Source organism: Kocuria aegyptia (genome assembly GCF_039530085.1).
GTDB lineage: Bacteria > Actinomycetota > Actinomycetes > Actinomycetales > Micrococcaceae > Kocuria > Kocuria aegyptia.
Genome location: NZ_BAAAOA010000046.1, coordinates 123,519 through 147,648, shown reverse-complemented (window position 1 = coordinate 147,648; position 24,130 = coordinate 123,519). Strand labels below are relative to the sequence as shown.

Annotated in this window: 21 protein-coding genes; 9 read left to right on the top strand and 12 right to left on the bottom strand. The window is 74.1% G+C overall.

Annotation, left to right across the window (positions count from 1 at the left end):
* Positions 1 to 16 precede the first annotated feature (16 nt).
* Both ABD220_RS14980 and ABD220_RS14975 read right to left on the bottom strand, forming a co-directional pair.
* Entirely contained in the window at positions 17 to 784 is a 768-nt protein-coding gene (locus tag ABD220_RS14980) for a phosphoadenylyl-sulfate reductase (RefSeq protein WP_344123878.1), read from the bottom strand.
* Positions 781 to 2,475, bottom strand: coding sequence for a nitrite/sulfite reductase (locus tag ABD220_RS14975; protein ID WP_344123877.1), 1,695 nt, complete (start codon positions 2,473 to 2,475; stop codon positions 781 to 783). The genes ABD220_RS14980 and ABD220_RS14975 overlap by 4 nt, the downstream gene beginning before the upstream one ends.
* 246 nt (positions 2,476 to 2,721) lie before the next feature.
* Here ABD220_RS14975 and ABD220_RS14970 point away from each other — a divergent pair, with 246 nt between their 5' ends.
* Positions 2,722 to 4,191 carry an NCS2 family permease gene (locus ABD220_RS14970; RefSeq protein WP_344123875.1) on the top strand — a complete coding sequence of 490 codons (1,470 nt, stop codon included), beginning with the start codon at positions 2,722 to 2,724 and terminating at the stop codon, positions 4,189 to 4,191.
* A 46-nt stretch (positions 4,192 to 4,237) separates the two neighbouring features.
* Positions 4,238 to 4,627, top strand: coding sequence for a YchJ family protein (locus tag ABD220_RS14965; protein WP_344123873.1), 390 nt, complete (start codon positions 4,238 to 4,240; stop codon positions 4,625 to 4,627).
* Between the two features lie 10 nt (positions 4,628 to 4,637).
* On the opposite strand, the gene ABD220_RS14960 is transcribed toward ABD220_RS14965, so the two are convergent.
* From ABD220_RS14960 to ABD220_RS14950, 3 genes are all read right to left on the bottom strand, one after another.
* Positions 4,638 to 5,003, bottom strand: coding sequence for a VOC family protein (locus ABD220_RS14960; RefSeq protein WP_344123871.1), 366 nt, complete (start codon positions 5,001 to 5,003; stop codon positions 4,638 to 4,640).
* 9 nt (positions 5,004 to 5,012) lie between these two features.
* Complete coding sequence (locus ABD220_RS14955) at positions 5,013 to 5,876, bottom strand: SDR family NAD(P)-dependent oxidoreductase (protein ID WP_344123869.1); 864 nt, start codon at positions 5,874 to 5,876, stop codon at positions 5,013 to 5,015.
* Positions 5,877 to 5,982: 106 nt separating this feature from the next.
* Positions 5,983 to 7,044 carry an AraC family transcriptional regulator gene (locus ABD220_RS14950; RefSeq protein ID WP_344123867.1) on the bottom strand — a complete coding sequence of 354 codons (1,062 nt, stop codon included), beginning with the start codon at positions 7,042 to 7,044 and terminating at the stop codon, positions 5,983 to 5,985.
* Between the two features lie 33 nt (positions 7,045 to 7,077).
* Between ABD220_RS14950 and ABD220_RS14945 the strand changes: the two genes are divergently transcribed.
* The 3 genes from ABD220_RS14945 (at position 7,078) to ABD220_RS14935 (ending at position 12,231) form a co-directional block, all read left to right on the top strand.
* Positions 7,078 to 8,733 (top strand): flavin-containing monooxygenase, encoded by a 1,656-nt coding sequence (locus ABD220_RS14945; protein ID WP_344123865.1) that lies wholly within the window; start codon positions 7,078 to 7,080, stop codon positions 8,731 to 8,733.
* A gap of 244 nt (positions 8,734 to 8,977) precedes the next feature.
* Complete coding sequence (locus ABD220_RS14940; RefSeq protein WP_344123863.1) at positions 8,978 to 10,348, top strand: pectate lyase family protein; 1,371 nt, start codon at positions 8,978 to 8,980, stop codon at positions 10,346 to 10,348.
* Positions 10,345 to 12,231, top strand: coding sequence for a pectinesterase family protein (locus tag ABD220_RS14935; protein WP_344123862.1), 1,887 nt, complete (start codon positions 10,345 to 10,347; stop codon positions 12,229 to 12,231). Before ABD220_RS14940 ends, ABD220_RS14935 begins: the two co-directional genes overlap by 4 nt.
* Before the next feature lie 141 nt (positions 12,232 to 12,372).
* Here ABD220_RS14935 and ABD220_RS14930 read toward each other — a convergent pair whose 3' ends face one another.
* The 3 genes from ABD220_RS14930 to ABD220_RS14920 form a co-directional block, all read right to left on the bottom strand.
* Positions 12,373 to 13,260 carry a spermidine synthase gene (locus ABD220_RS14930; RefSeq protein WP_344123860.1) on the bottom strand — a complete coding sequence of 296 codons (888 nt, stop codon included), beginning with the start codon at positions 13,258 to 13,260 and terminating at the stop codon, positions 12,373 to 12,375.
* Complete coding sequence (locus ABD220_RS14925) at positions 13,257 to 13,715, bottom strand: GNAT family N-acetyltransferase (RefSeq protein WP_344124785.1); 459 nt, start codon at positions 13,713 to 13,715, stop codon at positions 13,257 to 13,259. Before ABD220_RS14925 ends, ABD220_RS14930 begins: the two co-directional genes overlap by 4 nt.
* A gap of 80 nt (positions 13,716 to 13,795) precedes the next feature.
* Positions 13,796 to 14,113, bottom strand: coding sequence for a thiamine-binding protein (locus tag ABD220_RS14920; RefSeq protein ID WP_344123859.1), 318 nt, complete (start codon positions 14,111 to 14,113; stop codon positions 13,796 to 13,798).
* A 161-nt stretch (positions 14,114 to 14,274) separates the two neighbouring features.
* Here ABD220_RS14920 and pta point away from each other — a divergent pair, with 161 nt between their 5' ends.
* The 3 genes from pta to ABD220_RS14905 all read left to right on the top strand — a co-directional run bounded on the left by pta (position 14,275) and on the right by ABD220_RS14905 (position 18,243).
* The gene (gene pta, locus ABD220_RS14915; RefSeq protein ID WP_344123857.1) at positions 14,275 to 16,368 is read left to right on the top strand and encodes a phosphate acetyltransferase; all 2,094 of its coding nucleotides are present in this window, start codon (positions 14,275 to 14,277) and stop codon (positions 16,366 to 16,368) included.
* A 41-nt stretch (positions 16,369 to 16,409) separates the two neighbouring features.
* The gene (locus tag ABD220_RS14910) at positions 16,410 to 17,567 is read left to right on the top strand and encodes an acetate/propionate family kinase (RefSeq protein ID WP_344123855.1); all 1,158 of its coding nucleotides are present in this window, start codon (positions 16,410 to 16,412) and stop codon (positions 17,565 to 17,567) included.
* A gap of 169 nt (positions 17,568 to 17,736) precedes the next feature.
* Positions 17,737 to 18,243, top strand: a complete 507-nt coding sequence (locus ABD220_RS14905) for a hypothetical protein (protein ID WP_344123853.1) — start codon at positions 17,737 to 17,739, stop codon at positions 18,241 to 18,243.
* 36 nt (positions 18,244 to 18,279) lie between these two features.
* Here the strand turns inward: ABD220_RS14905 and ABD220_RS14900 are convergent, their stop codons facing one another.
* Genes ABD220_RS14900 through ABD220_RS14890 form a run of 3 tightly spaced genes read right to left on the bottom strand, consistent with a single transcriptional unit; the run spans position 18,280 to position 20,602 of the window.
* On the bottom strand, positions 18,280 to 18,744 hold the full coding sequence (locus ABD220_RS14900; RefSeq protein ID WP_344123851.1) for a MarR family winged helix-turn-helix transcriptional regulator: 465 nt from the start codon (positions 18,742 to 18,744) through the stop codon (positions 18,280 to 18,282).
* A complete protein-coding gene (locus tag ABD220_RS14895) occupies positions 18,741 to 19,430 on the bottom strand; it encodes a CE1759 family FMN reductase (RefSeq protein WP_344123850.1) in 690 nt (229 codons plus the stop codon). The genes ABD220_RS14900 and ABD220_RS14895 overlap by 4 nt, the downstream gene beginning before the upstream one ends.
* A complete protein-coding gene (locus ABD220_RS14890; RefSeq protein ID WP_344123848.1) occupies positions 19,427 to 20,602 on the bottom strand; it encodes an LLM class flavin-dependent oxidoreductase in 1,176 nt (391 codons plus the stop codon). Before ABD220_RS14890 ends, ABD220_RS14895 begins: the two co-directional genes overlap by 4 nt.
* A gap of 127 nt (positions 20,603 to 20,729) precedes the next feature.
* On the opposite strand from ABD220_RS14890, the gene ABD220_RS14885 reads away from it, so the two are divergent.
* Positions 20,730 to 23,141, top strand: coding sequence for a glycoside hydrolase family 31 protein (locus ABD220_RS14885; protein WP_344123846.1), 2,412 nt, complete (start codon positions 20,730 to 20,732; stop codon positions 23,139 to 23,141).
* A gap of 132 nt (positions 23,142 to 23,273) precedes the next feature.
* Here the strand turns inward: ABD220_RS14885 and ABD220_RS14880 are convergent, their stop codons facing one another.
* Positions 23,274 to 23,831, bottom strand: a complete 558-nt coding sequence (locus ABD220_RS14880) for a hypothetical protein (protein WP_344123844.1) — start codon at positions 23,829 to 23,831, stop codon at positions 23,274 to 23,276.
* Positions 23,832 to 24,130: the final 299 nt, after the last annotated feature.

Genomic DNA, 24,130 nt, shown 5'->3' with positions numbered 1-24,130 from the left:
GTCGTCGTGGGTGCGCTCACAGGTGGATCCCGCACTCGATCTTGTCCTTGCCGGCCCAGCGGCCCGCGCGCGGGTCCTCGCCCGGGGCGGTGGGCCGCGTGCAGGGGGCGCAGCCGATGGAGAGGTAGCCCTCCGCCATCAGCGGGTTCGTCGGCACGCCGTGGTCCTGCGACCACTGGACCAGCTCGTCGAGGGTCCAGCGCACCATGGGGTTGACCTTGACGAGCTTGTGGGCCTCGTCGAAGGTCACCATCGGGGCGTTGGTGCGGGTCCAGGACTCGTCCCGGCGCACGCCGGTGAACCACACCTCGTAGCCCTCCAGGGACTTCTTGAGCGGTGCCACCTTGCGGATCGCGCAGCACAGGCCGGGGTCGCGGGCGAAGAGGTCCTTGCCGTGCTTCTCGTCCTGCTCGGCCACGGTCAGCTCCGGGAGGGCGTCGACCACGGTGATGTCGAGCATGTGCGCCACCGCGTCCCGGGTGCCGATGGTCTCCGGGAAGTGGTAGCCGGTCTCGAGGAAGAGCACGTCCACGCCGGGCAGCTGCTCGGCGACCAGGGCCGGGAGCACGGCGTCGGCCATCGAGCAGGCCACGGTGACGTTGCGCAGGTCGAAGTTCTCGGCGACCCAGCGGATCGCCTCCTCGGTGGACGCCTCGCCCTCAGCGGGCACGCGGCCCTCGGCGTCAAGCTCGGCGTGCAGCGCGGCGGCGCCGGCCGCCGCGAGGTCACGCAGCTGCTGCTCGTCGCGCAGCGCGGGGCGGGTGCCCGTGTCGGTGCTGGTCATGCGAGTTCACTCTCCTCGACCCTGCGGGTCCACTCGGCGAAGGTCTCGTCCTCGGCGCGCTGGTCCATGAAGCGCCGGACCAGCCGTTCCACGTAGTCGGCCAGATCGTCCTGGAACACCTTCAGCCCGCGGACGGTGCGGCCCAGCTCGGCCTCGGCCCGCATGTCGTCGGTGAGCCCGCCGCCCAGGTGGACCTGGTAGCCGGGCTTCTGCCCGCCGTCGTCCGTGGGCAGCAGCTGTCCCTTGAGCCCGATGTCCGCGGTCTGGATGCGGGCGCAGGAGTTGGGGCAGCCGTTGACGTGCAGGGAGATCGGCTGGGGCAGCTCGATGTCGCCGAGCCGCCGCTCGAGCTCGTCGATGGTGTCCGAGGCCGTCTGCTTGGTCTCGACGATCGCCAGCTTGCAGTACTCGATGCCGGTGCACGCCACCGTGGAGCGGCGGAACGCGGAGGGCCGGGCCTGCAGGTCCAGGGCCTCGAGCTCGGCGACGACGTTCTCGACGTCGGCCTCCTCGACGTCCAGGACCACGAGCTTCTGGTGCGGGGTGGTGCGCAGCCGGTCCGAGCCGTACTTCGCCATCACGTCGGCCAGGGCCAGCAGCTTCGCCCCGGAGACGCGGCCCACGCGGGGTGCCACGCCGATGTAGTAGCGGCCGTCCTTCTGCCGGTGCACGCCCACGTGGTCGCCGGGCACGGCGGACTTCTCCGGGGCCGGCCCGTCGGCCAGCTCGTAGCCGAGGTACTCGTCCTGGAGCACCTGGCGGAACTTCTCGGGCCCCCAGTCCTGGACCAGGAACTTCAGCCGGGCACGGTTGCGCAGCCGGCGGTAGCCGTAGTCGCGGAAGATGCTCGTGACGCCCTTCCACACCTCGGGGGCCTGCTCCTCGGTCACGAAGGCGCCGAGGCGCTTGCCCAGGTGCGGGACCACGGACAGCGCGCCGCCGACCCACAGGTCGTAGCCGGGGCCGAGCTCGGGGTGGACCACGCCCACGAAGGCGCAGTCGTTGATCTCGTGCACCACGTCCAGGGACGGGTGGCCGGTGATCGCGGTCTTGTACTTGCGCGGCAGGTTGGAGAACTCCGGGCTGCCGATGTAGGTGGCCTTGATCCGCTCGATCACGGGGGTGGGGTCGATGATCTCGTCCTCCGCGATCCCGGCCAGGGGGGAGCCCAGGATCACGCGCGGCACGTCGCCGCAGGCCTCGATCGTGTCCAGGCCCGCGTCCTCGAGCCGGCGCCAGATCTCCGGGACGTCCTCCACCCGGATCCAGTGGTACTGGATGTTCTGCCGGTCCGTGATGTCGGCGGAGTCCCGGGCGAAGTCAGCGGAGATCTGCCCGAGCACCCGCAGCTGCTCGCGGGTGAGGGCCCCGCCGTCGAGCCGGACGCGCATCATGAAGTACTCGTCCTCGATCTCGGCGTCGGACAGCGAGCCCGTCCGCCCGCCGTCGATGCCCGGCCTGCGCTGGGTGTAGAGGCCCCACCAGCGGAAGCGTCCGTGCAGGTCCTGGGGGTCGATCGAGGCGAAGCCCTGCTTCGAGTAGACCTCCTCGATCCGGGTGCGCACGTTGAGCCCGTCGTCGGCCTGCTTGAAGACCTCGTTGGGGTTCAGGGGGTCCCGGCCGTCGACCTTCCACTGCCCCTCGGGCTTCGGCTTCCGGGCAGCGCGGGGCGCGCGCGTCGTCTGTGTCATGCCATTGATTGTTCGCGCGTCCCGCAGCCCAGTCACGCCGGTCGTCACAAAGCGCCATGAAGCGTCGTGACAGGACACAGGGGTGGACATGCGGAGCGATTTGTGCAATACGGTGCGGGCCGGGGCCCGCACGCGCCCGGGCGCGGGGAGGTAGTGTCGTCCCGGTGGCACGCCGGTGCCGCTGTCCGCCCGGGAGCCCTCCACATGGAGTCGTGCCCCCTCCCGTCGAGTGCCTGAAGGACCACCATGGCATCCTCCGCTTCCGTCTCCACCGAGACCCCCTCCGGTCCGCCGCGCAACGGCCTGGACCGCTTCTTCAAGATCAGCGAGCGCGGTTCCTCGGTGACGAGCGAGGTCCGCGGCGGCGTGGCGACGTTCATCGCGATGAGCTACATCGTGGTGCTCAATCCGCTGATCCTGGGCTACGGCCCGGACGGCGCCGGCAACGTCCTGGGCGGCGAGCGCGTCGCGGCCGTGACGGCGCTCGTGGCCGGCGTGCTGACCATCCTCATGGGCGTCGTGGCCCGCGCGCCCTTCGCGATCGCCACGGGCCTCGGCGTCAACGCGTTCCTCGCCGTGACGATCGTGACCACCCCCGAGCTCACGTGGCCCCAGGTGATGGGCCTGGTGGTGTGGGCGGGCCTGATCATGTTCGTCCTGGTGCTCACCGGCTTCCGCACCGCCGTGTTCAACGCCGTGCCGGCGTCCCTGAAGACCGCCATCGTGGTGGGCATCGGCCTGTTCATCGCCCTGATCGGCTTCGTGAACTCCGGCTTCGTGCGCCGCATCCCGGACGCCGCCGGCACCACCGTGCCCGTGCAGCTCGGCGACGGCGGGACGCTGCTGGGCTGGCCCATGCTCACGTTCGTGGTCGGCCTGCTCCTGACCCTGGCCCTCATCGTCCGCAACGTGCGCGGCGCGATCCTGATCGCCGTGGTCGCCACCACGGTCCTCGCCCACGTGCTCGAGGCGCTCGTGCCGTCCGGCTCCTCCGTGGACGCCCCCACCGGGTGGGCGCTCGTCGTGCCCGCGGCCCCGACCTCGTTCGTGGCGCTGCCGGACCTGTCCCTCGTGGGCTCGGCCGCCCCGCTCGAGGCGTTCCAGAGCCTGGGGGCCCTCGCCGCGGCGCTGCTGATCTTCACGATCCTGCTCTCGATCTTCTTCGACGCGATGGGCACGATGGTCGGGCTCTCCCAGCAGGCCGGGCTCGTCGGCCGCAACGGGCAGATCCAGAACGTGGACAAGATCCTGCTCGTGGACGCCGCCGGGGCGATCGCCGGCGGCGCGGGCTCGGTGTCCTCCAACCAGATCTTCGTGGAGTCCTCCACCGGCATCGCCGACGGCGCCCGCACCGGCCTGGCCAACGTGGTCACCGGCGTGCTGTTCCTGCTCGCCATGTTCATCACCCCGCTGGTCAACGTGGTGCCGTTCGAGGCCGTGGCCCCGGCCATGGTCGTGGTGGGCTTCCTCATGGCCAAGCAGGTCGTGCGCATCGAGTGGGACGACTGGGGCCTGTCCGTGCCCTCATTCCTGACCTTCGCGGTCATGCCGTTCACCTACTCGATCGCGGACGGCATCGGCGCGGGCTTCGTCTCCTACGTCTTCATCCGGCTCGTGCAGGGCCGAGGCAAGGAGGTCCACCCGCTGATGTACGTGGTGGCGGCGGCCTTCGTGGTGTTCTTCGGCAAGGGCGTGGTCGAGGGCTGGATGGCCTGACCCCCGCTCCACACCGAGGCTGCAGCACGGTGAGAGGATCGGGGGCATGATCGACGACGACGCCCGCTGCCCCTGCGGCACCGGGGAGACCTACGGCGCGTGCTGCGGGCGCTTCCACGGCGGCCGCCCGGCGCCCACGGCCGAGCTGCTCATGCGCTCGCGGTTCAGCGCCTTCGCCGCCGGGGACGGGGCCTACCTGCTGACCACGTGGCACCCGGGCACGCGCCCGGCGTCCGTGGAGCTGGACCCGGGCGTGCGCTGGCACCGGCTCGACGTCCACGGCACCACGGGCGGGGGCCCCTTCGACGACGAGGGGTGGGTGGACTTCACCGCCTTCTGGCGCGGAGCGGGCGGGGCCCGGGGGACGCAGCGGGAGAACTCCCGGTTCCGGCGCGAGGGCGGCCGGTGGTACTACGTGGACGGCGTGGCCGGCTGAGCCCGCCGGCTCATTCGTCCGGGAGGTCGGAGAGCACGCAGAACTCGTTGCCCTCCGGGTCGGCCAGCACCACCCAGGTCACCTCGGGCCCCTGCCCCACGTCCACGCGGCGGGCCCCGAGGGACTCCAGGCGGGCGACCTCGGAGCCCTGGTCGGTGTCCACGGCGCGCAGGTCGAGGTGCAGCCGGTTCTTGACGGTCCGCGGCTCGGGGACGAGCACGAAGTCGAGGTGCGGGCCGCTGCCCTGGGCGGGCACGATGCCCACGAAGCCCTCGGCCTCCCCGTGGACGACGTAGCCCAGGGCGGCGCACCAGAAGCGGGCGAGGGCCTCGGGGTCGCGGCAGTCGATGGCGATGGCGGACAGCGTGCTGGTCATGGCGCCAGCCTAGGCGCGGCGCCGTCGCCGCGGAAGGCGCTGCAGCACCCCGGCGGCCCGCCCGACGACCGCCCAGTAGGAGCCGGGCAGCATCCGGGCGAGCAGGTCCGGCGCCACGGCGCTCGGGGCGACCAGCAGGCGGGGCCGGCGACGGGCGATCCCACCCAGGATGTCCTCCGCGGCCCGGTTCGCGGGATAGGTCAGGAGGGCGTCGAAGCTCTCCCGCTGGAGCCGGGCCCGGTCGAGGTCCCCGCCCTCCGGCAGCCGGGCCGACCGGGCGATGCCGGTGCGCACGCCGCTGGGGTGCACCACGGTGACGCCCACCCGCCCGGAGAGCTCGTGGCGCAGTCCCTCGCTGAAGCCGCGCAGCGCGAACTTGCTCGAGGAGTAGGCCACCTGCCCGGGGGGCGCGACGAGCCCGAAGAGGCTCGACATGTTGACGAGGTGGCTGTCGGGCGTGCGCAGCAGCGCCGGCAGCAGCAGGCGGGTCAGCACCACGGGCGCCCGGAAGTTGACGTCCATGACCCAGTCGAAGTCCTCGGCGGAGACCTGCTCGAAGCGGCCGCCGAGGCCGACCCCCGCGTTGTTGACCAGCAGGTCGATCCGCGGGTCCTCGGCCAGGATCTGCTCGGCGACCCCGGGCAGCGCGGAGAGCTCGGCGAGGTCGGCCACGACGGTGCGCACCCGCACCTCCGGGTGCCGCCGGCGGATCGCGGCCGCGACGTCCTCCAGGCGGGGCTCGTCCCGGTCGAGGAGCACCAGGTGGGAGCCGCGGGCGGCGAGCCCGTGGGCCAGCTGCTCGCCGATGCCGCCGGCCGCGCCGGTGAGCACCGCGGTGGCGCCGGCGAAACGGAAGGGTGCGGAGGGGGACACGGGCTGCTCCTGGGATCGGGCGAGGGGTTCCGGGTTCCAGTGTGGTGCGCCCCCACGGTCACGCGCTTGACCCGGCGCGACAGGAAGTTGACGACGGGCGACACGCTCAGCCGGCGCGGGCCACGCCACGGCGCACGTCCCGCGGCGGCGCGCCCCACCAGCGGCGGGCGCACCGGGTCAGCGCCGAGGACTCGGACAGGCCCACCAGTCCGGCGATCTGGCTGAGCGGCACGTCCGTCGTGCTGAGCCAGCGCAGGGCCGCGCTGCGCCGGGCCTCGTCGAGCACGGCGGCGAAGGTGGTGCCCTCCTCGGCGAGCCGGCGCTGCAGGGTGCGGGGGTGCAGGTCCAGCACCCGGGCCACGGCCTCCAGCTCCGGGGCCGCGGTGCCGAGCAGCTGCACCAGCACGCCCCGGACCCGGGGCGCCCACGCGGCGCCGGGCCCGGGGAGCTGGGCGTCCAGGAAGGCGAGCGCCACCTGCCGGACCCTGGCGTCCCCGTGCAGCGGCCGGGCGAGCGTGCTCGTGGGGATCCGCAGGAGGACCTCGGGGCGGCCGGTGCGCACGGGCGCCCCGAAGAACTCCTCGTAGGCCTGCAGCGGCGCCGCCGGCCGGTGGTCCAGCTCGACCGCGCGCAGTCCGTAGCGCCCGCCCACCAGGGAGGTCAGGGCGCGGTGCAGCAGGCCGAGGCCGAGGTCGGTGCCCTGGGGGCTGACGTGCCCGTCCCCCCGGGCGGCCGGCGCGGGCCCGCCGTAGCGCACCGCCGTGACCCCGCGGGCGCCGTAGGGGTCCCGGACCAGCGCCAGCTCGAGCGAGGGGGCGTGCACGAACAGGTAGCGGGACGCGCACTCCAGGGCGTCGCGCACGGTCTCCGAGTGGCGGGCGGCGAGCGCGAGCGGACCGAGCACGCCCGGGTCCTGCCGGGCGGCGACCCGCAGTCCCAGGCCGGGGCAGCCCAGCTCCCGCGCGGCGGTCTCGAGCACCCGGCCGACGGCCCGCTCGGGGACCAGGAGGTCGTCGGTGTCCAGGGCCGCCCGGGGCAGGCCGGCGGCGTCGGCCAGGGCCTCGGCGTCCCCGCCCAGCTCCGCGACCGCGGCGCGGAAGCCGCGCAGGCCCGCGGACCGGATGACCGTCATGTCGCCCAGGGTCAAGCAATCGTCGTGCAGCGTCAAGTCTTCACGGGTGCGCCGGGCGATCCTGGAACCATGCCTGCACCTTCCGCCGCCAGCGAGCCGCCCCGCGAGGTCCCCGGCGAACCCCCCGGCGAGGTCCCCGGGCGGCGATCCGGCGGGTCCCCCGCTGAGCCCATCGGCGAGCCCCCCGGTGAGCCTCCCGGTGGGTTCACCGGTGGGTTCACCGGCGGGGTCGACCACCGGGACGTCGTCGTCGTCGGAGCCGGCCTGTCCGGCATCGGCGCGGCCTACCGCCTGCAGACCGAGTGCCCCCAGCTGTCCTATGCCGTGCTGGAGGCCCGGGACGACCTGGGCGGGACCTGGGACCTGTTCCGCTACCCGGGCGTGCGCTCCGACTCCGACATGTTCACGCTCGGCTACTCCTTCAAGCCGTGGCGGGACGCGCAGGCGCTCGCGGACGGCCCCTCGATCCTCGCCTACCTCCACGAGACCGCGGAGGAGTTCGGCATCGACCGGCACCTCCGCCTCCGCACCAAGGTGGTCCGGGCCGACTGGTCCGGGGCCGAGCAGCGCTGGAGCCTCGGCCTCGAGGTCCGGGACGAGGACGGCACCGTCCACGAGCGCACCATGACGTGCTCGTTCCTGTACTCGTGCGCCGGCTACTACGACTACGACCGCGGCCACGACGCCCTGCTGCCCGGCCTGGCGGACTACCGGGGCCGGGTGGTGCACCCGCAGTTCTGGCCCGAGGACCTGGACTGGACCGGCCGGCGCGTGCTGGTGGTCGGCAGCGGCGCCACCGCCGTGACCCTGGTGCCGACCCTGGCCCGGGACGCCGCGAGCGTGACGATGCTGCAGCGCTCCCCCACGTGGATCAGCGCCGTGCCCGGCCGGGACCGGCTGGCCGACGCGCTGCGCCGGGCCCTGCCCGCGGGGCTCGCCCACCGGGTGATCCGGGCCAAGAACATCCTGTTCAGCACGGCCGTGTACCAGTTCTGCCGCCGCCGCCCGGCCGCGGCCCGGGAGTTCTTCACCTCGCGGGCCGCGCGCATCCTGGGCTCCGAGGAACTCGTGGCCGAGCACTTCACCCCGTCCTACGACCCGTGGGACCAGCGGCTGTGCGCGGTGCCGGACGCGGACCTGTTCGAGGCACTGAAGCAGGGGCGGGCGGAGGTCGTCACGGCCATGATCGACGCGTTCGTGCCCGAGGGAGTGCGGCTGAGCAGCGGCCGCGTCCTCGAGGCCGACCTCGTGGTCACCGCCACGGGCCTGCGACTCCTTCCCTTCGGCAGGATCGCCCTGACCGTGGACGGGACGCCGGTGGAGCTGTCCGAGCAGTTCGTGTGGAACGGCGCGATGCTCACCGGCGTGCCGAACTTCGCGGTGTGCTTCGGCTACACCAACGCGTCCTGGACCCTGCGCGCCGACCTCACCCACCGGCTGGTGTGCAAGGTGCTCCGGCACCTGGAGCGCCACGACGGCGGCGCCGTGGTGCCGCGCGCGCCCCGGGGCATGACCGAGCAGCCGCTGCTGGACCTGAGGTCGGGCTACGTCCAGCGCGCCATCGGCGCCTTCCCCCGCCAGGGCGACCGGCGCCCGTGGCGGGTGCGGCAGAACTACCTGCTGGACTCCGCCACCACCCTGCGCACCCCGCTGTCCCGCACCCTCGAGCTCGTCCCCCGCACCGCCGCCCGCCGCGGCACCCGCCCGCAGGAGGCCCGCGCATGACCGACCAGCACGTCCCGCGCCCCTCCGCGGACGCCCCGGCCGGCACCCCGGGGGACGACGACGGTGGCGGGTCCCCGGCGGCAGCCGGGCGACGGGGCGTGGACGCCATCCCCGCAACGCCCCGGACGCCTCCGCACCTTCTCCGGGAAAGCGCTTTCTGATACCGTCTGCTCAACGCCCGCCCGTGACCCCCATCACATCTGCCTCACCTCCCCCAGGGCGTCCCCATGACGGAAGAGGAACCATGCGGAAACGCACTGCGCACCTGTCCATCCCCACCGCCGTGGCCGTCACGGCCGCGCTCCTCGCAGCGGCCCCCGCGGCGGCCGCCCCCGGCGCGCTCGCCGACCCCGCGGCCCGGACCGCCCGCGTCCCGCTCGAGCGCCAGGTCCTGCCCGAGGACGACGGGTGGGCGTCCCTGGGCGCCGGCACGACCGGCGGCTCCGCCGCGGCGTCCGCCGACGTCTACGACGTCACGGACAGGGCCGAGCTGCTGGCCGCGTTCAAGGCCGCGGGCGACCGCCCGAAGATCGTCCGCGTGCACGGGACCATCGACGCCAACACCGCCCCGGACGGCTCCCCGCTGAGCTGCGAGGACTACGCGGCGGGCACCGGCTACTCCCTGGAGCAGTACCTGGAGGCCTACGACCCCGCCACGTGGGGCCGGGACCGGGACCCGGCCGGGGCGCCGGAGGAGGCCCGCCGCGCCGCGGCCAGGAACCAGGTGCGGACCATCCGCTGGGACATCCCGAGCAACACCACGATCGTCGGCGCGGGCGCGGACAGCGAGATCCGCGGCGCGGCACTGCGGATCAACGGGGCCGAGAACGTCATCGTCCGGAACCTGACGTTCCGCGACTCCTTCGACTGCTTCCCCGCCTGGGACCCGGGCGACGGGAGGATTGGGGCCTGGAACAGCGAGTACGACCTGCTCCAGGTCATCAACGGCGCCACCCGCGTGTGGATCGACCACTCGGAGTTCACCGACGCCCCGAACCTCGACAGCGAGCAGCCCTCCTACTTCGGCGCCCCCTACCAGGTGCACGACGGCGCGGTCGACGTGACGAACGGGTCGGACCTCGTCACCATGTCCTACAACCGGTTCACCGACCACGACAAGCTGATGCTCATCGGCTCCACCGACTCCGCCGACCGGGGTGATCCCGGCAGGCTGCGGGTGACCGTCCACCACAACGTGTTCGAGGACGTCGGGCAGCGGGCTCCCCGGGTGCGCTACGGCCAGGTGGACGTCTACAACAACCACTACAAGGTCTCGGAGGACAGCTCCGTGCCCTACGGGTACTCGCTGGGGGCCGGCATCGAGTCCCACCTCTGGGCCGAGGCCAACGCGTTCACCCTCCCCGCCGGCACGGACGCGGCGAAGGTCGTCGCCCGGTACAAGGGCTCGGTCATCACGACCCTGGACAACACCGTGAACGGCAAGGAGGTCGACCTCCGGGCCGCCTACAACGCCGCCGTCCCCGCGTCGGAGCGCCTGGCCCACGACACCAGCTGGGCGCCCGTGCTGCGCACCAAGGTGCACGCCCCCCAGGCCGTTCCGGCGCTGCTCGAGCGCAGCGCGGGCCCGGTCCTGAGCACCGGCGGCGACCGGTGAGGGCCGTCGGGGCGCCGAGCCGCCGCACCGTCCTGACCGCGCTCGCCCTGGCGGCGGGCTCCGCCGCGCTGACGGGCGCCCCGGCCTCCTCGGCCCTCGCCGCGCCGCCGGCCTCCGGCGCCGCCGGGAAGCGACGGGACCGGCCGGTGCTGCTCGTCGTCGGGGACTCGACGTCCTCGGCGTACCAGCACTCCGAGCGCCCGCGCGCCGGGTGGGGCCAGGCCCTGCCCCTGCTGCTGGGCCCCCAGGCCGGCGTGCTCGACCTCGCCTGGTCCGGGGCCTCCTCCAAGAGCTACGCGGACGCCGGGCTGCTGGACCGGGCGCTGTCCCTGCTGCAGCCGGGCGACCACCTGCTGATCTCCTTCGGCCACAACGACGAGAAGGTCGAGGACCCGGCCCGCGGCACCCTGCCGGGCTCGACCTTCGAGGAGTACCTGCGCCGCTACGTCGACGGCGCCGCGGCGCGCGGGGCGCAGCCCGTGCTGGTCACCCCCGTGGAGCGCCGGCGCTTCGACTCCTTCGGGGCCGCGCGGGACACCCACGGCGCCTATCCGCAGGCGGTGCGCGAGCTCGCCGCGTCCACCGGCACGCCCCTGGTGGATCTGACCGACTCCTCCAAGCAGCTGTGGCAGCGGCTCGGCCCGGAGGGGACCACCTCCCACTTCCTGCACCTGGCCCCGGGGGAGCACCCGCAGTACCCGCAGGGCTCCGCGGACAACACCCACTTCCAGGCCCTCGGCGCCCTGGCGGTGGCCCGGCTGGTCGCGCGCGAGCTGCGGTCGAAGCGGATCGTGCCGCCGGGCTGGTTCCCGCAGCTCGACGCCGTGACGGATCCGCTGGCCCTGATGCACTGGCCCAGCGAGCGCCCCGTGGACACCCCCGTGGTGCTCGAGGTCGGCCCCGGCCGGGCGTTCCGGACCGTGCAGGCGGCCGTGGACGCGGCGGAGCCGGGCGGTGCCCGCCGCACGGTGATCCGGATCCAGCCCGGGGAGTACCGGGAGGTCCTGCGCGTGCCGTCGGGCAAGCCCCGGATCTCCCTCGTCGGGATGGGCGAGCGTCCCGAGGACGTGGTGCTGGTGTACGACAACGCCTCCGGCACCGTGAAGCCCGACGGGAGCGGGCCGTTCGGCACCTCCGGCAGCGCGTCCGCCCGGGTGGACGGGGCGGACTTCGTGGCGCGCAACCTCACGTTCGGCAACGACTTCGACGAGGCCGCGCACCCGGAGCTGAAGAACCGCCAGGCCGTGGCCCTGCACCTGACGGGCGACCGGGCGGTCCTGTCGGGGGTGCGCCTCCTCGGCAACCAGGACACCCTGCTGGTCAACTCACCGGCGAGCGGGGTGGTCGCGAGGTCCTGGTTCGACCGCTGCTACGTCGAGGGCGACGTCGACTTCGTCTTCGGCCGCGGCACGGCCGTCTTCGAGGACTGCGAGATCCGGTCCCTCGACCGCGGCTCCGCCACCAACAACGGCTACGTCACGGCGGGGAGCCAGGACCTCGGCATCGCGCACGGCTACCTCTTCGACCGGTGCCGCTTCACGTCCGGGGCGACCGCGGGCACCGTGCACCTGGGCCGGCCGTGGCACCCCGGCGGGGATCCGCGGGCCGTCGCGCAGGTCCTGGTCCGCGACTCGTGGCTCGGCGCCCACGTCTCGGCGAGCCCGTGGACGGACATGAGCGGCTTCTCGTGGCGCGAGGCGCGCTTCGCCGAGCACCACAACCGGGGCCCGGGGGCGCAGGTCACCCCCGACCGGCCGCAGCTGCCGGCCGGGGAGGAGGACCGCTTCACGGCCCGCACCTACCTGGGGGGCGACGACGGGTGGGCGCCGCAGCTGGCGGGCACGGCGGCCGACAGCACCGCGCTGCTCGCGCTGCAGGGCTGAGGCCGGCGGGCTCGCGGCACACCTCGTGCCGGGCGCGCGGCTCCCTGCACGAGGTGTGCCGGGCGGGCTCCTGCCCCCGCCTCCCGGCACGGACCCCGCACGACCCGGCGCGCACCGCCGCGGCGCGCACGCCCCGCCGGATCAGGCTGTAGGGCCGCTTTCCTCCTCCGGGTCGCGGCGCGGCGGGGTGCCGCCCGTGAACGAGCGCACCCACGCCTCGTCCTTGTACTGGGCCGGCACCGCGCCGCCGAGCAGCTCCCGGGCCAGCGCGGCCGCCGCCGGCGAGCCCTCGAGCGGCAGCGGCGCGGAGGAGGCGGCCAGCACGATGTTGCCGTAGCGGCGGCCCTTGAGCATCGCGGGGTCCGCCACGGCGGCGACGTGGGCGAACACCTCGGACAGCGCGGCGAGCTCGGCACGGGCCCCGGCGAGGTCCCGGGTGTCGCCGCAGTTGAGCACGTACAGCCCCCCCGGGGCCAGGACGCGCTGCACGTGCCGGGCGAACTCCACCGTGGTGAGCGGCTCGGGCGTCACGGCGCCGGCGAAGACGTCGCGGACCACGACGTCCCGGGTGGCGGGGCTCAGCGACTCCGTGACGGCCCGGGCCTCCCCCACCCGGATCCGCAGCAGCGGGGCGCGCGGGAGGTCGAACCACTCGCGGACCAGCTCGGCGAGCCGGCCGTCGAGCTCGACGACGACCTGGCGCGCCGCGGGGTAGGCGTGGGCGAGGAACCGGGCCAGCGAGCAGGCGCCGCCGCCGAGGTGCAGCACCCGCAGCCGCGCCGGGTCCAGGTGGGCGCCGACGTGGGCGCCCACGACCGCGGCGATCCAGCGCATGTACTCGAAGTCCAGCCGTTCGGGGTGCTCCGGGTCCACGTGGGAGGAGGGGACTCCGTTGACGTGCAGCACCCAGGAGCCGGGGTCGTAGGCGTCGGGCACGAGCTCGGCGGTGCCGGTCGAGATCTCGTAGCAGCCGGCCGCGGGCCCGGCGGGCACCGGCGCGGTGCGCGAGCGGCGGGGCGCCCGGCTCACGCGGCCCCCGTCCGCAGCATGCGGTGCATGTGCTGCCCGGCCCAGGGCCCGCCGGCGGGGAAGGACTCGGCCAGGGCCCGGAAACCGTGCTTGGCGTAGAAGCGCTCGGCTCGGGCGTTGCCGTCCATGATCCACAGATAGGCGCCCGCGGAGCCGATCGCGTGCGCCAACAGGGCGGCACCGAGCCCTGTGCCGTGGGCGGCGCGCTGCACGTAGAGCTGGAACAGCTGCAGCGGGACCAGCGGCGCGGGCACGCCGGCCCGACCCTCCCACGCGGCGGGGGCCGGGCCGGCCGAGACCAGCCCGAGGGCGGCCCCGTCGTGGTCGACCGCGAGGAGGGTGCGCACGTCCGGGTCGGCGAGGAGGGCGCGGTCGTAGCCGGCGGTGCGATCGGCCGCGGCCTGCTGCCGGTCGGCGAAGGCGTCGCCGAAGAGCGGACGGTAGGTCTCGTCCAGGCAGCGCAGGTGCAGGGCGGTCCAGGCCTCGGCCTGGGCCGGTCCGGCGGCCCGCAGGTGGGCCGCGGCGGGGGCAGCGCTCAGGACTCGATCGCCTGCCGCTGGATGGCGGCCTCGAGGCGTTCGACCTTGCCCTGCAGCTCGCCGGTGCGGCCGGGGCGGATGTCGGCCTTGAGCACGAGGGAGACCCGGGGCCCGTAGTCGCCCACGGCCTCGGTGGCGCGCTTGACGACGTCCATGACCTCGTCCCACTCGCCCTCGATGGTGGTGAACATGGCGTCGGTCTCGTGCGGCAGACCGGACTCGCGGACCACGCGGACGGCGGCGGCGACGGCGTCGTGGACGGAACCGCTCGGGTTCTCGCCACCGGACGGGGAGACGGAGAAGGCAACCAGCATGCCCCCATCCTCCCACCCGGCGGCGGCGTGGTGAACCCCGGGGGCGGCGACGGTCCCGCGCCGCGCACGGACGTGCCGGAGGGACATTCTCCGGCCGGCCCTCCGGCGGGCGGGCCTAGACTGGGCACGGACCCAGCCCGACCGCCGGAGGACCCGCCACCATGACCCAAGGCATCTACGTCAGCGCGATGACGCCGCAGTCCGGCAAGTCGCTCGTGGCCCTCGGCCTGGCCGACTCGCTGTTCCGCAAGACGGACCGCCTGGGCTACTTCCGGCCCGTCCACCTCGGGGACACCCCGCCGGAGGACCCGATGGTGCAGCTGATGAAGCGCAACTTCGACCTCCCGGACGAGCGCTGCCGCGGCGGCATCTCCCTGGCCCGCACCCGGGAGCTGCTCGCCGCCGGGAACCACGACGAGCTCGACGCGATGGCCGTGACCGTCTACGGCGAGATCGCCCGGCACTGCGACGTGGTCGTGGTGGACGGCACCGACCTGCTCGCGCACAACGCGGCCACCGCCGAGTTCGACATGAACGCCCGGATGGCCAACAACCTGGGCGCCTCCGTGCTGGCCGTGATCGGCGCCGACGAGTCCGAGAGCCCCGAGGACGTGCTCAACGCGATCGAGGTCACCCGCGCCGAGCTGAACCAGGTGCGGTGCGACATCTTCGCGGTCATCGTCAACCGCGCCCGCCCCGACTGGGTGGAGCAGATCGAGCACAACGCCGCCCGCGGCGTGCGGGGCCTGCCCGTGTACGTCATCGCCGAGAACGAGGCGGTCGCCGCGCCCACCGTGGCCGAGCTGCGGGACCGGCACGGGTTCGGGGACGGCCCGTCCGCGGTCTCCCTGGACCGGGACGTCAAGGGCGTGAAGATCGCCGCGATGACCGTGGGCCACTACCTCGAGCAGCTCGCCGACGGCGACTTCGTCATCACGCCGGGAGATCGCTCCGACATCGTCGTCGCGTCCCTGGCCTCCGCCCTGTCCCCCGCCCTGCCCGTCCCCTCGGGGATGCTGCTGACGGGCGGCTTCGACACCGAGGGACGGATCCGGGAGCTCACCGCCGCGGCGCCGTTCCCCGTGCTGACCACCGGGCTGGACACCTACCGGGCCGCCCGGGAGGTGTCCCGGACCCGGGGCACCCTCTCCGGGGCGCACCCGCGCAAGGTCGCGGCCGCGCTCGGCGAGTGGGCCCGGCGGGTGGACGGCGAGGAGCTCGTGAGCCGGCTGGATCTGCCCCGTCCCGCCAAGCGCACGCCCCTGCGCTTCCTGCACGAGCTCGTCGAGGCCGCCCGGGCGGACCGGAAGAACATCGTGCTGCCCGAGGGCGAGGACCCGCGCATCCTGCGCGCCGCCGAGATGATCCACCGCCGCAACTTCTGCGACCTCACGGTGCTGGGCGACCCCGGGCGGATCACGCAGCTGTGCCAGACGGAAGGCATCAACCTCGACTTCACCGAGGACGGCCTGACCCTCGTGGACTTCGAGCACGACGAGGCGCTGCGCGAGAAGTACGCCGGGGAGTACGTGCGGCTGCGCGCCCACAAGGGCGTGCAGGAGGAGACCGCGCTGGAGCGGATGCTCGACGGCTCCTACTTCGGCACCATGATGGTGCAGATGGGGGACGTGGACGGCATGGTCTCCGGGGCCGCGCACACCACCGCCAACACCATCCGCCCCGCCCTGGAGTTCGTGAAGACCTCCGAGGGCGCTCGGATCGTCTCCTCCGTGTTCTTCATGCTCCTCGAGGACCGCGTGCTGGTCTACGGCGACTGCGCCGTGAACCCCAACCCGGACGCGCAGCAGCTCGCCGACATCGCGCTCGCCTCGGCCCGCACCGCCCGCCGGTTCGGGGTGGCGCCCAAGGTGGCGATGCTGTCCTACTCCACCGGCGGTTCCGGCTCCGGCGAGGACGTGGACAGGGTCCGGGCGGCCACCGAGATCGTGCGCGGCGCGGACCCGGAGCTCGAGGTGGAGGGCCCCATCCAGTACGACGCTGCGGTGGACGCCTCGATCGCGGCCTCCAAGCTGCCCGGCTCCGCCGTGGCCGGCCGGGCGACCGTGTTCGTCTTCCCGGACCTCAACACCGGCAACAACACCTACAAGGCCGTCCAGCAGTCGGCCGGCGCCGTGGCCGTGGGTCCGGTGCTGCAGGGGCTGCGCAAGCCCGTCAACGACCTCTCGCGGGGGTGCACCGTGGACGACATCGTCAACACGGTCGCGATCACCGCGATCCAGGCGCAGGGCGGATGACCCACCACCCCCGATCGTCCCCACAGCCCAGGGAGTCCTCCATGCTCGTGCTCGTCGTCAACTGCGGCTCGTCCTCGCTCAAGTACCAGGTCCGGGAGCTCGGGGCCGGCGAGGACGGCGGGACGGTGCTGGCCTCCGGACTGATCGAGAACATCGGCAGCTCGCAGATCGAGGACCACACGCAGGCGCTCGAGCTGCTGGCCGAGCGCCTCGAGGCCGAGCTGGAGGGGCGCACCATCGACGCCGCGGGCCACCGCGTGGTCCACGGCGGCGAGCGCTTCTCCGCGCCGGTGCTCGCGACCGACGAGATCATCCGCGACATCGAGCGGCTGGTCCCGCTGGCGCCCCTGCACAACCCCGCCGCCGTCCTCGGCCTGCGGGCCGTGCAGAAGACGTGGCCCCACCTGCCGCAGGTCTGCGTGTTCGACACCGCGTTCCACCGCACCATGCCCGAGCACGTGTGGCGCTACGCCGTCCCGGAGGAGTTCTACGAGCGCTGGGGCATCCGCCGCTACGGGTTCCACGGCACGTCCCACGACTGGGTGACGGGGCAGGCGGCGCAGTTCCTGGGCGTGCCGCGCGAGCGCTTCAGCTGCGTGGTGGCGCACCTGGGCAACGGCGCGTCCGTGACGGCGGTCAAGGACGGCGCCTCCTACGACACGTCGATGGGCTACACCCCCCTGGCGGGTCTGGTGATGGGGACCCGCACCGGGGACCTGGACCCGTCCGTGGTCACCGCCGTCCTGCGCCGGGACCCGGGGATGACCCCCGAGCGGCTCGACGCCGTGCTCAACAAGGAGTCCGGTCTGCGGGCGGTCGCCGGCGACCACGACATGCGGGCCGTCCAGGAGGCCGCCGACCGCGGTGACGCGCGCGCCGAGCTGGCCCTGGAGATGGCCGCCCACCGCCTGGCGAAGTACGTGGGCGGCTACCACGTGGCCGTGGACGGCGCGCAGGCGCTGGTCTTCACGGCCGGGATCGGGGAGAACGCCTCGGCCTTCCGCGCCCGCGTCTGCGGCCGGCTGGGCGCCCTCGGGGTCGTGCTCGACGAGGACGCCAACGGCACCCGCTCGCGGGAGGTCCGCCGGATCTCCGCGCCGGACTCCGCGCTGGAGGTGCTCGTGGTGCCCACCGACGAGGAGCAGGCGATCGCGGCCGCGACCGCGGCCCTCGTTGCGGGCGGGCCCCCCGCGGCCTGAGCGGGTCCGGGCGCCGGGCCGCCCGGGCGCGTGCCGGCGTCACGGTCCGCCGCACAAGAGCGGTCGGCCCGCGAGGTGTTCGCGAAAGCGATTCCGGCGGATAGGTTCGGTGCTGGGGCCGTCCGGGCCCCCGGCCCGTGTCCGTCCGCTGTGCCAGGAGGCGCCGACGATGTCCCAGCACCCCTACGAGCCCCGGGGCCACGGCGGCCCGCCGCCGCCCGGTGCGCCGCCCTACGCGAAGGTCCGCCCGCCCCGTCCCCCGGCGACCCCCGACCTGCGGCTGCTGCTCCGGCTGACCGTGGCGTCCTTCGGGGTCGCGCTCCTCGGCAGCGCCGTGGGGTTCCTGGCGGCGCCCGAGCAGTACACCGGCCTGACCGCGGGGCCGGCGTTCGGGACGATCGTCCTCGTCGTGTCGCTGCTGTTCGGCTTCGGGTTCACCGCCGGGCTCTACGCCTTGGTGTACTTCCCGCTGCGCGAGCAGCGGCAGTGGGGGTGGATCCTCGGCATCGTCTTCGCGTCCATGGCGCTCCTGACCACCCTGGCCAACGCCGTGCTGGTGCTCGCGGTTCCCCTCGGCGCCTCGCCGGGCCTCGTGACGGGCGCGCTGAAGGCCGCCGTGGACGTGGCCTGGCTCGTGGTGGCCGCCCGGCCCGGGGTGCGGGCCGCGCTGCGCTGACGGTGCGGCCCGGGGCGCTCGCACCGCACCCCGCCCTCAGGCCAGCGTGCGGGCCAGCCGGTCCATGACGGCGGCCAGCCGGTCGGCGTCGTCGCCCTCGAGCGCACGGAGGAACAGCTCCTCGACGTCGCGGGCGTGGGCGGGCCGCAGCCGGCGGAAGGCGCGCAGCCCCTCGTCGGTGAGCTCGGCCTCGAGGCCGCGCGCGTCCTGCGGGCACCGCCGGCGCCGCACCCAGCCCCGCTTCTCGAGCACGCCGATCTGGTAGCTGAGCCGGCTCGGGGAGAAGACCATCCGCTGGGCCAGCTCCCCCATCCGCAGCCGGTGGTCCTCGGCGTTCCACAGCAGCAGGAGCACCTGGTAGTCCATGAGCGAGCAGCCGTGCTCCTTGAGCCGGGCCTCGATCTCGGTGGTCAGCCGGGCAGTGGTCTCGAAGAACAGCTGCCACACGTCCCACGGTCGGGCGGCCGTCTCCGGCCCGGGCCCGGCTTCCGGCACGGTCACTGGCCGGTCCGGGCGAGCAGGTCCGCGAAGTCCGGGACGCCCTCGAACCCGGTGCCCGGCTCAGGCCCGACCGCACCGGCCGCGCCCCGGCCGCCCGCCCGCGCGCCCGGCCCCCTGCCCGCTGCGAGCTCGTGCGCCAGCTGCGCACCGGCCCGGCGGGTGCGCGACTCGAGCGATCCCCCGGCCCAGTCCTCGGTGGCCGCATAGACGCCCAGGGGCAGCACCAGCGCCTTGAGGTGGGTGAACAGCGGGCGCAGGGCGGTGTCCAGCATCAGGGAGTGGCGTGCGGTGCCCCCGGTCGCGGCCACCAGCACGGGCAGGTCCTCCAGCGCACCCTCGGCGACGAGGTCGAAGAAGGACTTGAACAGCCCCGAGTAGGAGGCCTGGTACGTCGGGGTGGCCGCGATCAGGGCGTCCGCCCCGGTGACCGTCTCCAGCGCGGTCCGCAGCTGCGGACCGGGGAACCCGGTGAGCAGGTGGTCGGCGACGGCGTGGGCCAGCGGGCGCAGGTCCACGCGCTCGATCCGCACCGGGGTCCCGTCCAGGGCGTTGCGGGCGGCCTCGGCGAGCCGGTCGGCCAGCAGGGTGGTGGAGGACGCGTCGGACATCCCCGCCGAGACCACGGCCACGGTGAGCGGGCGCGCCGCGGCGGCGCCCGGCGCCGCCGTCAGCTCGCGGGCGCTCATCGGTGCGTCCTCTCCGCGGTCGGCTCCGTGCCCTGCGCGGCACGGGCCCGCCCGGCGGGCGAGTCCTCGGTCCCGCCGGGCACCGGGTCCTGGCCGGCGCGGTGGCGGGCCACCAGCGAGGCGTGGGTCGGGGCCTCCGGGACGTGGGGGGGCTTGAGCGCGGCGAACTCCCGGCGCAGCACCGGCACGACCTCCTCGCCCAGCAGGTCGAGCTGCTCCAGGACCGTTTTGAGCGGCAGCCCGGCGTGGTCCATCAGGAACAGCTGGCGCTGGTAGTCGCCCGCGTAGTCGCGGAACGCGAGGGCCTTCTCGATGACCTGCTGCGGGGAGCCCACGGTCAGCGGCGTCTGCGCCGTGAAGTCCTCCAACGAGGGGCCGTGGCCGTAGACCGGGGCCCTGTCGAAGTAGGGGCGGAACTCCCGCACGGCGTCCTGGGAGTTCCGGCGCATGAACACCTGGCCGCCCAGGCCCACGATCGCCTGGTCGGCGGCGCCGTGGCCGTAGTGCTCGTAGCGGGCCCGGTAGTACTCCACCATCCGCCGGGTGTGCTCGGCGGGCCAGAAGATGTTGTTGTGGAAGAACCCGTCGCCGTAGTAGGCCGCCTGCTCCGGGATCTCGAGGGAGCGGATGGAGCCGTGCCACACGAACGGGGCCACGCCGTCGAGCGGGCGCGGGGTCGAGGTGAAGCCCTGCAGGGCGCTGCGGAACCGGCCCTGCCAGTTGACCACGTCCTCCCGCCACAGCCGGTGGAGCAGGCTGTAGTGCTCGACCGCCAGGGGGATGCCCTGGCGGATGTCCTGGCCGAACCAGGGATAGACCGGACCGGTGTTGCCCCGCCCCATGGTGAGGTCCACGCGGCCGTCGGTCAGGTGCTGCAGATAGGCGTAGTCCTCGGCGATGCGCACCGGGTCGGTGGTGGTGATCAGGGTGGTGGCCGTGGACAGCTGCAGCCGCTCGGTCTGCGCCGCGATGCTCGCCAGCAGGATCGGCGGGTTCCCCGGCGCCACGAACGGCGGGTTGTGGTGCTGACCGGTGGCGAAGACGTCCAGCCCCACCTCCTCCGCCTTCTTCGCGATCGTGACGGTCGCCTTGATCCGCTCGTGCTCGGTGGGGGTGCGCCCCGTGGTCGGGTCCTCGGTGACGTCCCCGATGGTGAAGATGCCGAACTGCATGTGGTCCTCCTGCTCCGCGGCGGTGTCCGGGCCGGACGGCCCGACCACTTCCTTCAAATTTGAACTACTGGCGTCAAGCGAGGCACGGGCCGGATTATTCCCCGCCGGGTCCGCCTAGGCTGGGCGCATGCCACTCCCCCACTTCGTGCCCCACGGTGACGGAACCGTCGACCCGCGCGCCGTTGTCGCCGGCGAGCACTACCGCATCAGCGTGCTGAGCCCGGGGCTGCTGCGTCTGGAGTACAGTCCCACCGGCCGCTTCGAGGACCGTCCGTCCGCGTTCGCGGTCGACCGCCGGTTCCCGGTGCCGGACTTCCGAGTGCAGCGCACGGCGTCCGGGATCGAGCTGCTGACCGACCGGATCCACCTCGGCTACGACGAGCAGGCCTTCAGCCCGACGGGGCTGTCCGCGCAGATCCGCGGCGGCGTGACCAGTTACCACAGCGTGTGGCGCTACGGCACCCCGGTCCCCACCCTGGGCGGGACCGCCCGCACCCTGGACGAGGCCGACGGCCCGATCCCGCTCGAGCCGGGCATCACGTCCCGCGAGGGCTTCGGGGTGATCGACGACTCCGCCTCGGTGCTGCTCACGGACGACGGGTGGTACGCGCCGCGCGCCGGCGAGGCGGGCGCCGTGGACCTCTACCTCTTCGGCTGGGGCCACGACCACCAGCAGGCGCTGCGCGACCTCTACGCCCTGTCCGGGCCGCAGCCCGTCCTGCCCCGCTGGGCGCTGGGCAACTGGTGGAGCCGGTACCACGCCTACGACGAGGCCGAGTACCGCGAGCTGGTCGCCGAGTTCGACCGGAACCGGCTGCCGTTCTCCGTGCTGGTGGTGGACATGGACTGGCACCTCACGGACGAGCACGTGGAGCGCAGGCACGGCTCGGGCTGGACGGGCTACACCTGGAACCGGGAGCTGTTCCCGGATCCCCGGGCGTTCCTCGAGTGGGCGCACGAGCGCGGCTACCGGGTCACGCTCAACCTGCACCCGGCCGACGGGGTGCGCTCCTTCGAGGACGCGCACCCGGCGATGCTCGAGGCCCTGGGGCGCGAGCCGGGCTCGGAGGAGCCCGTGGCCTTCGACGTCACCGACCGGGACTTCGTGGCCGCGTACTTCGAGGTGCTGCACCGCGGCCTGGAGGCCGACGGCGTGGACTTCTGGTGGGTCGACTGGCAGTCCGGGCCGCACTCCCGGCTGCCGGGCGTGGACCCCCTGTGGGTGCTCAACCACTACCACTTCCTGGACTCGGGCGCCGACGGGTCCCGCCCGCTGACGCTCTCCCGCTACGCCGGCCCGGGCAGCCACCGGTATCCGGTCGGCTTCTCCGGCGACACCGTCATCTCCTGGGCCTCGCTGGCGTTCCAGCCGTACTTCACGGCGACGGCGGCGAACATCGGCTTCGGCTGGTGGAGCCACGACATCGGCGGGCACGTCTTCGGCGCCCGCGACGACGAGCTGGCCACCCGCTGGCTGCAGTTCGGGGTGTTCTCGCCGATCCTGCGCCTGCACTCGGGCGACAACGACTTCATCGCCAAGGAGCCGTGGCGCTACCGCTCCCCCTACGCGGAGGCCATGGCGCGCGGGCTGCGGCTGCGGCACCGCCTGGTGCCCTATCTGCACACCGCCAACCGGTCCGCCGCCGTGGAGGGCGTCCCCCTGGTCCGGCCGCTGTACCACGAGCACCCGGAGGCGGAGCAGGCCTACCGGTACGGCCACCAGTACCTGTTCGGGGCCGAGCTGATGATCGCCCCGGTCACCTCCCCCGCGGACCCCGTGGTCACCCGCGCGGCGGTGCCGGTGTGGTTGCCGGAGGGGTCCTGGACGGACCTGTTCACGGGCACCGTCTACGACGGCGGACGGGAGCTCGTGCTGCACCGCGGCCTCGACGACGTGCCCGTCCTCGCCCGCGCCGGCGCGATCGTGCCCCTCGCCGGGTCCGACGACGCCGCGCCGGAGATCGGCAATCCCGCCGAGCTGGAGGTCCTCGTGGTCGCCGGTGCCTCGCACCGCGCCGTGCTGGACGAGGACGACGACAGCGGCGACGGCCGCGACCCGGCGCGCTGGGCGCGCACTCCGCTCGCCGTCGACGTCACCGCCGGACAGTTCACGGTCGGCCCGGCGCAGGGCCACCTCGGCTGCCTGCCGGCGGCGCGCACCTGGGTCCTCACCTTCATCGGTGTCGAGGAGCCGGCGGCGCTGACCGTGGCCGTGGACGGGGAGACGGTCCCGGCGCGGGTCTCCCGGTCCGGCAACGGCGTGCGCGGGCACCGCACCTCGGTCACCGTCGAGGGGGTCGCCCCCGGGGCACGGATCGTGGTGCGCTCGGCCGCGCTGCGCACCGTGGCCGCCCAGGACCCCGCGGACCGCGTCTTCGACCTGCTCAACGACGCCCAGATCAGCTACGAGGTCAAGCGGCGGGTGCACGAGGCCGTGCGGCGGGACCCCGTGGGGGCCCTCGGGCAGGCACCCGCCCTCGGGGTCGAGGGGCCGCTGCTCAGCGCGCTCACGGAACTGGTGCTGGCGACGCGGGCCTGACCCCGACGCCGGCGGTCCGCTCCGGCGGCGGGGTCAACCTCGACGGCGGGGTCAGCCTCGACGGCGGGGTCAGCCTCGACGCCGGTGTCCTCCTGCGGCGCCCGGACCCGGAGGACGGCTCCCCGGCCGGGGTCACCGAGGGCGGGCGCTGTCCTCGCCCGGGTCGAGCTCGACGACGAGGATCGGCAGCTTCAGCCGTTCCGCGGTGAAGGACACCACGCGGGCGTGGGGGATGCCCTTCTCGCGGACGAAGCGGCAGGCCACCAGTCCGTGGTCACGGTTCTGGCCGATCATCAGCAGCCAGTTCCTGCCCGCGGCGTCCAGCGCGTGCGCCTGGCGCTCCAGGTCCCGTCCCGCCGGGTCCTTCCCGGTGCTGCGCCGGGCGAAACCGGCCGCGTAGGCCCTCATGTCCGCCTCGGTGCGCAGCAGTCCGGCGGCGACCCGCCGGACGTCCTGGGTCCTCAGTTCGGGGGCGATCTGCTCCTCGCGGATCTCACCGGCACAGGCCCCGGGCTCCTCCCCGGCGGCGCGGTGACCGGTGTGGATGATGCGCTCGATGCGGCGCAGTCGCGCGTCGTCCTGGTGCCGCTCCTGGTAGTCGCTGATCAGCGCTTCGAGCTCGGCATCCAGGTGGTTCTGCTCGGGCCCCTGGGGATCGTGGCCGTCCGAGGCCGGTCGTGATGGGGACAAGTCGGCCTCCTGAGCGCTGGGCACTGACGTTCCAGTGTCAACGGTGACGCCCGCAGGGCCTATTCCGCGCCGCATGTCCGCCTCGGAACCGCCTGCACGGCCGGGGCACCAGCGCCTGACGTGCCCCCTGTGGTGCTCCCTGTGGTGCTGCTGGTCGCAGTGCGGAGGTCAGGTTCCACGAACTCCAGGTCCTCGCCATCGTGACGGAGGAACTGAAGCTGCTCCAGGAGTCCCCGCCGGAGGAGGGGAGGGGCAGGGGCCGGGAAGGCCATCGGCCCACTGCATCTGCGGCACACCCG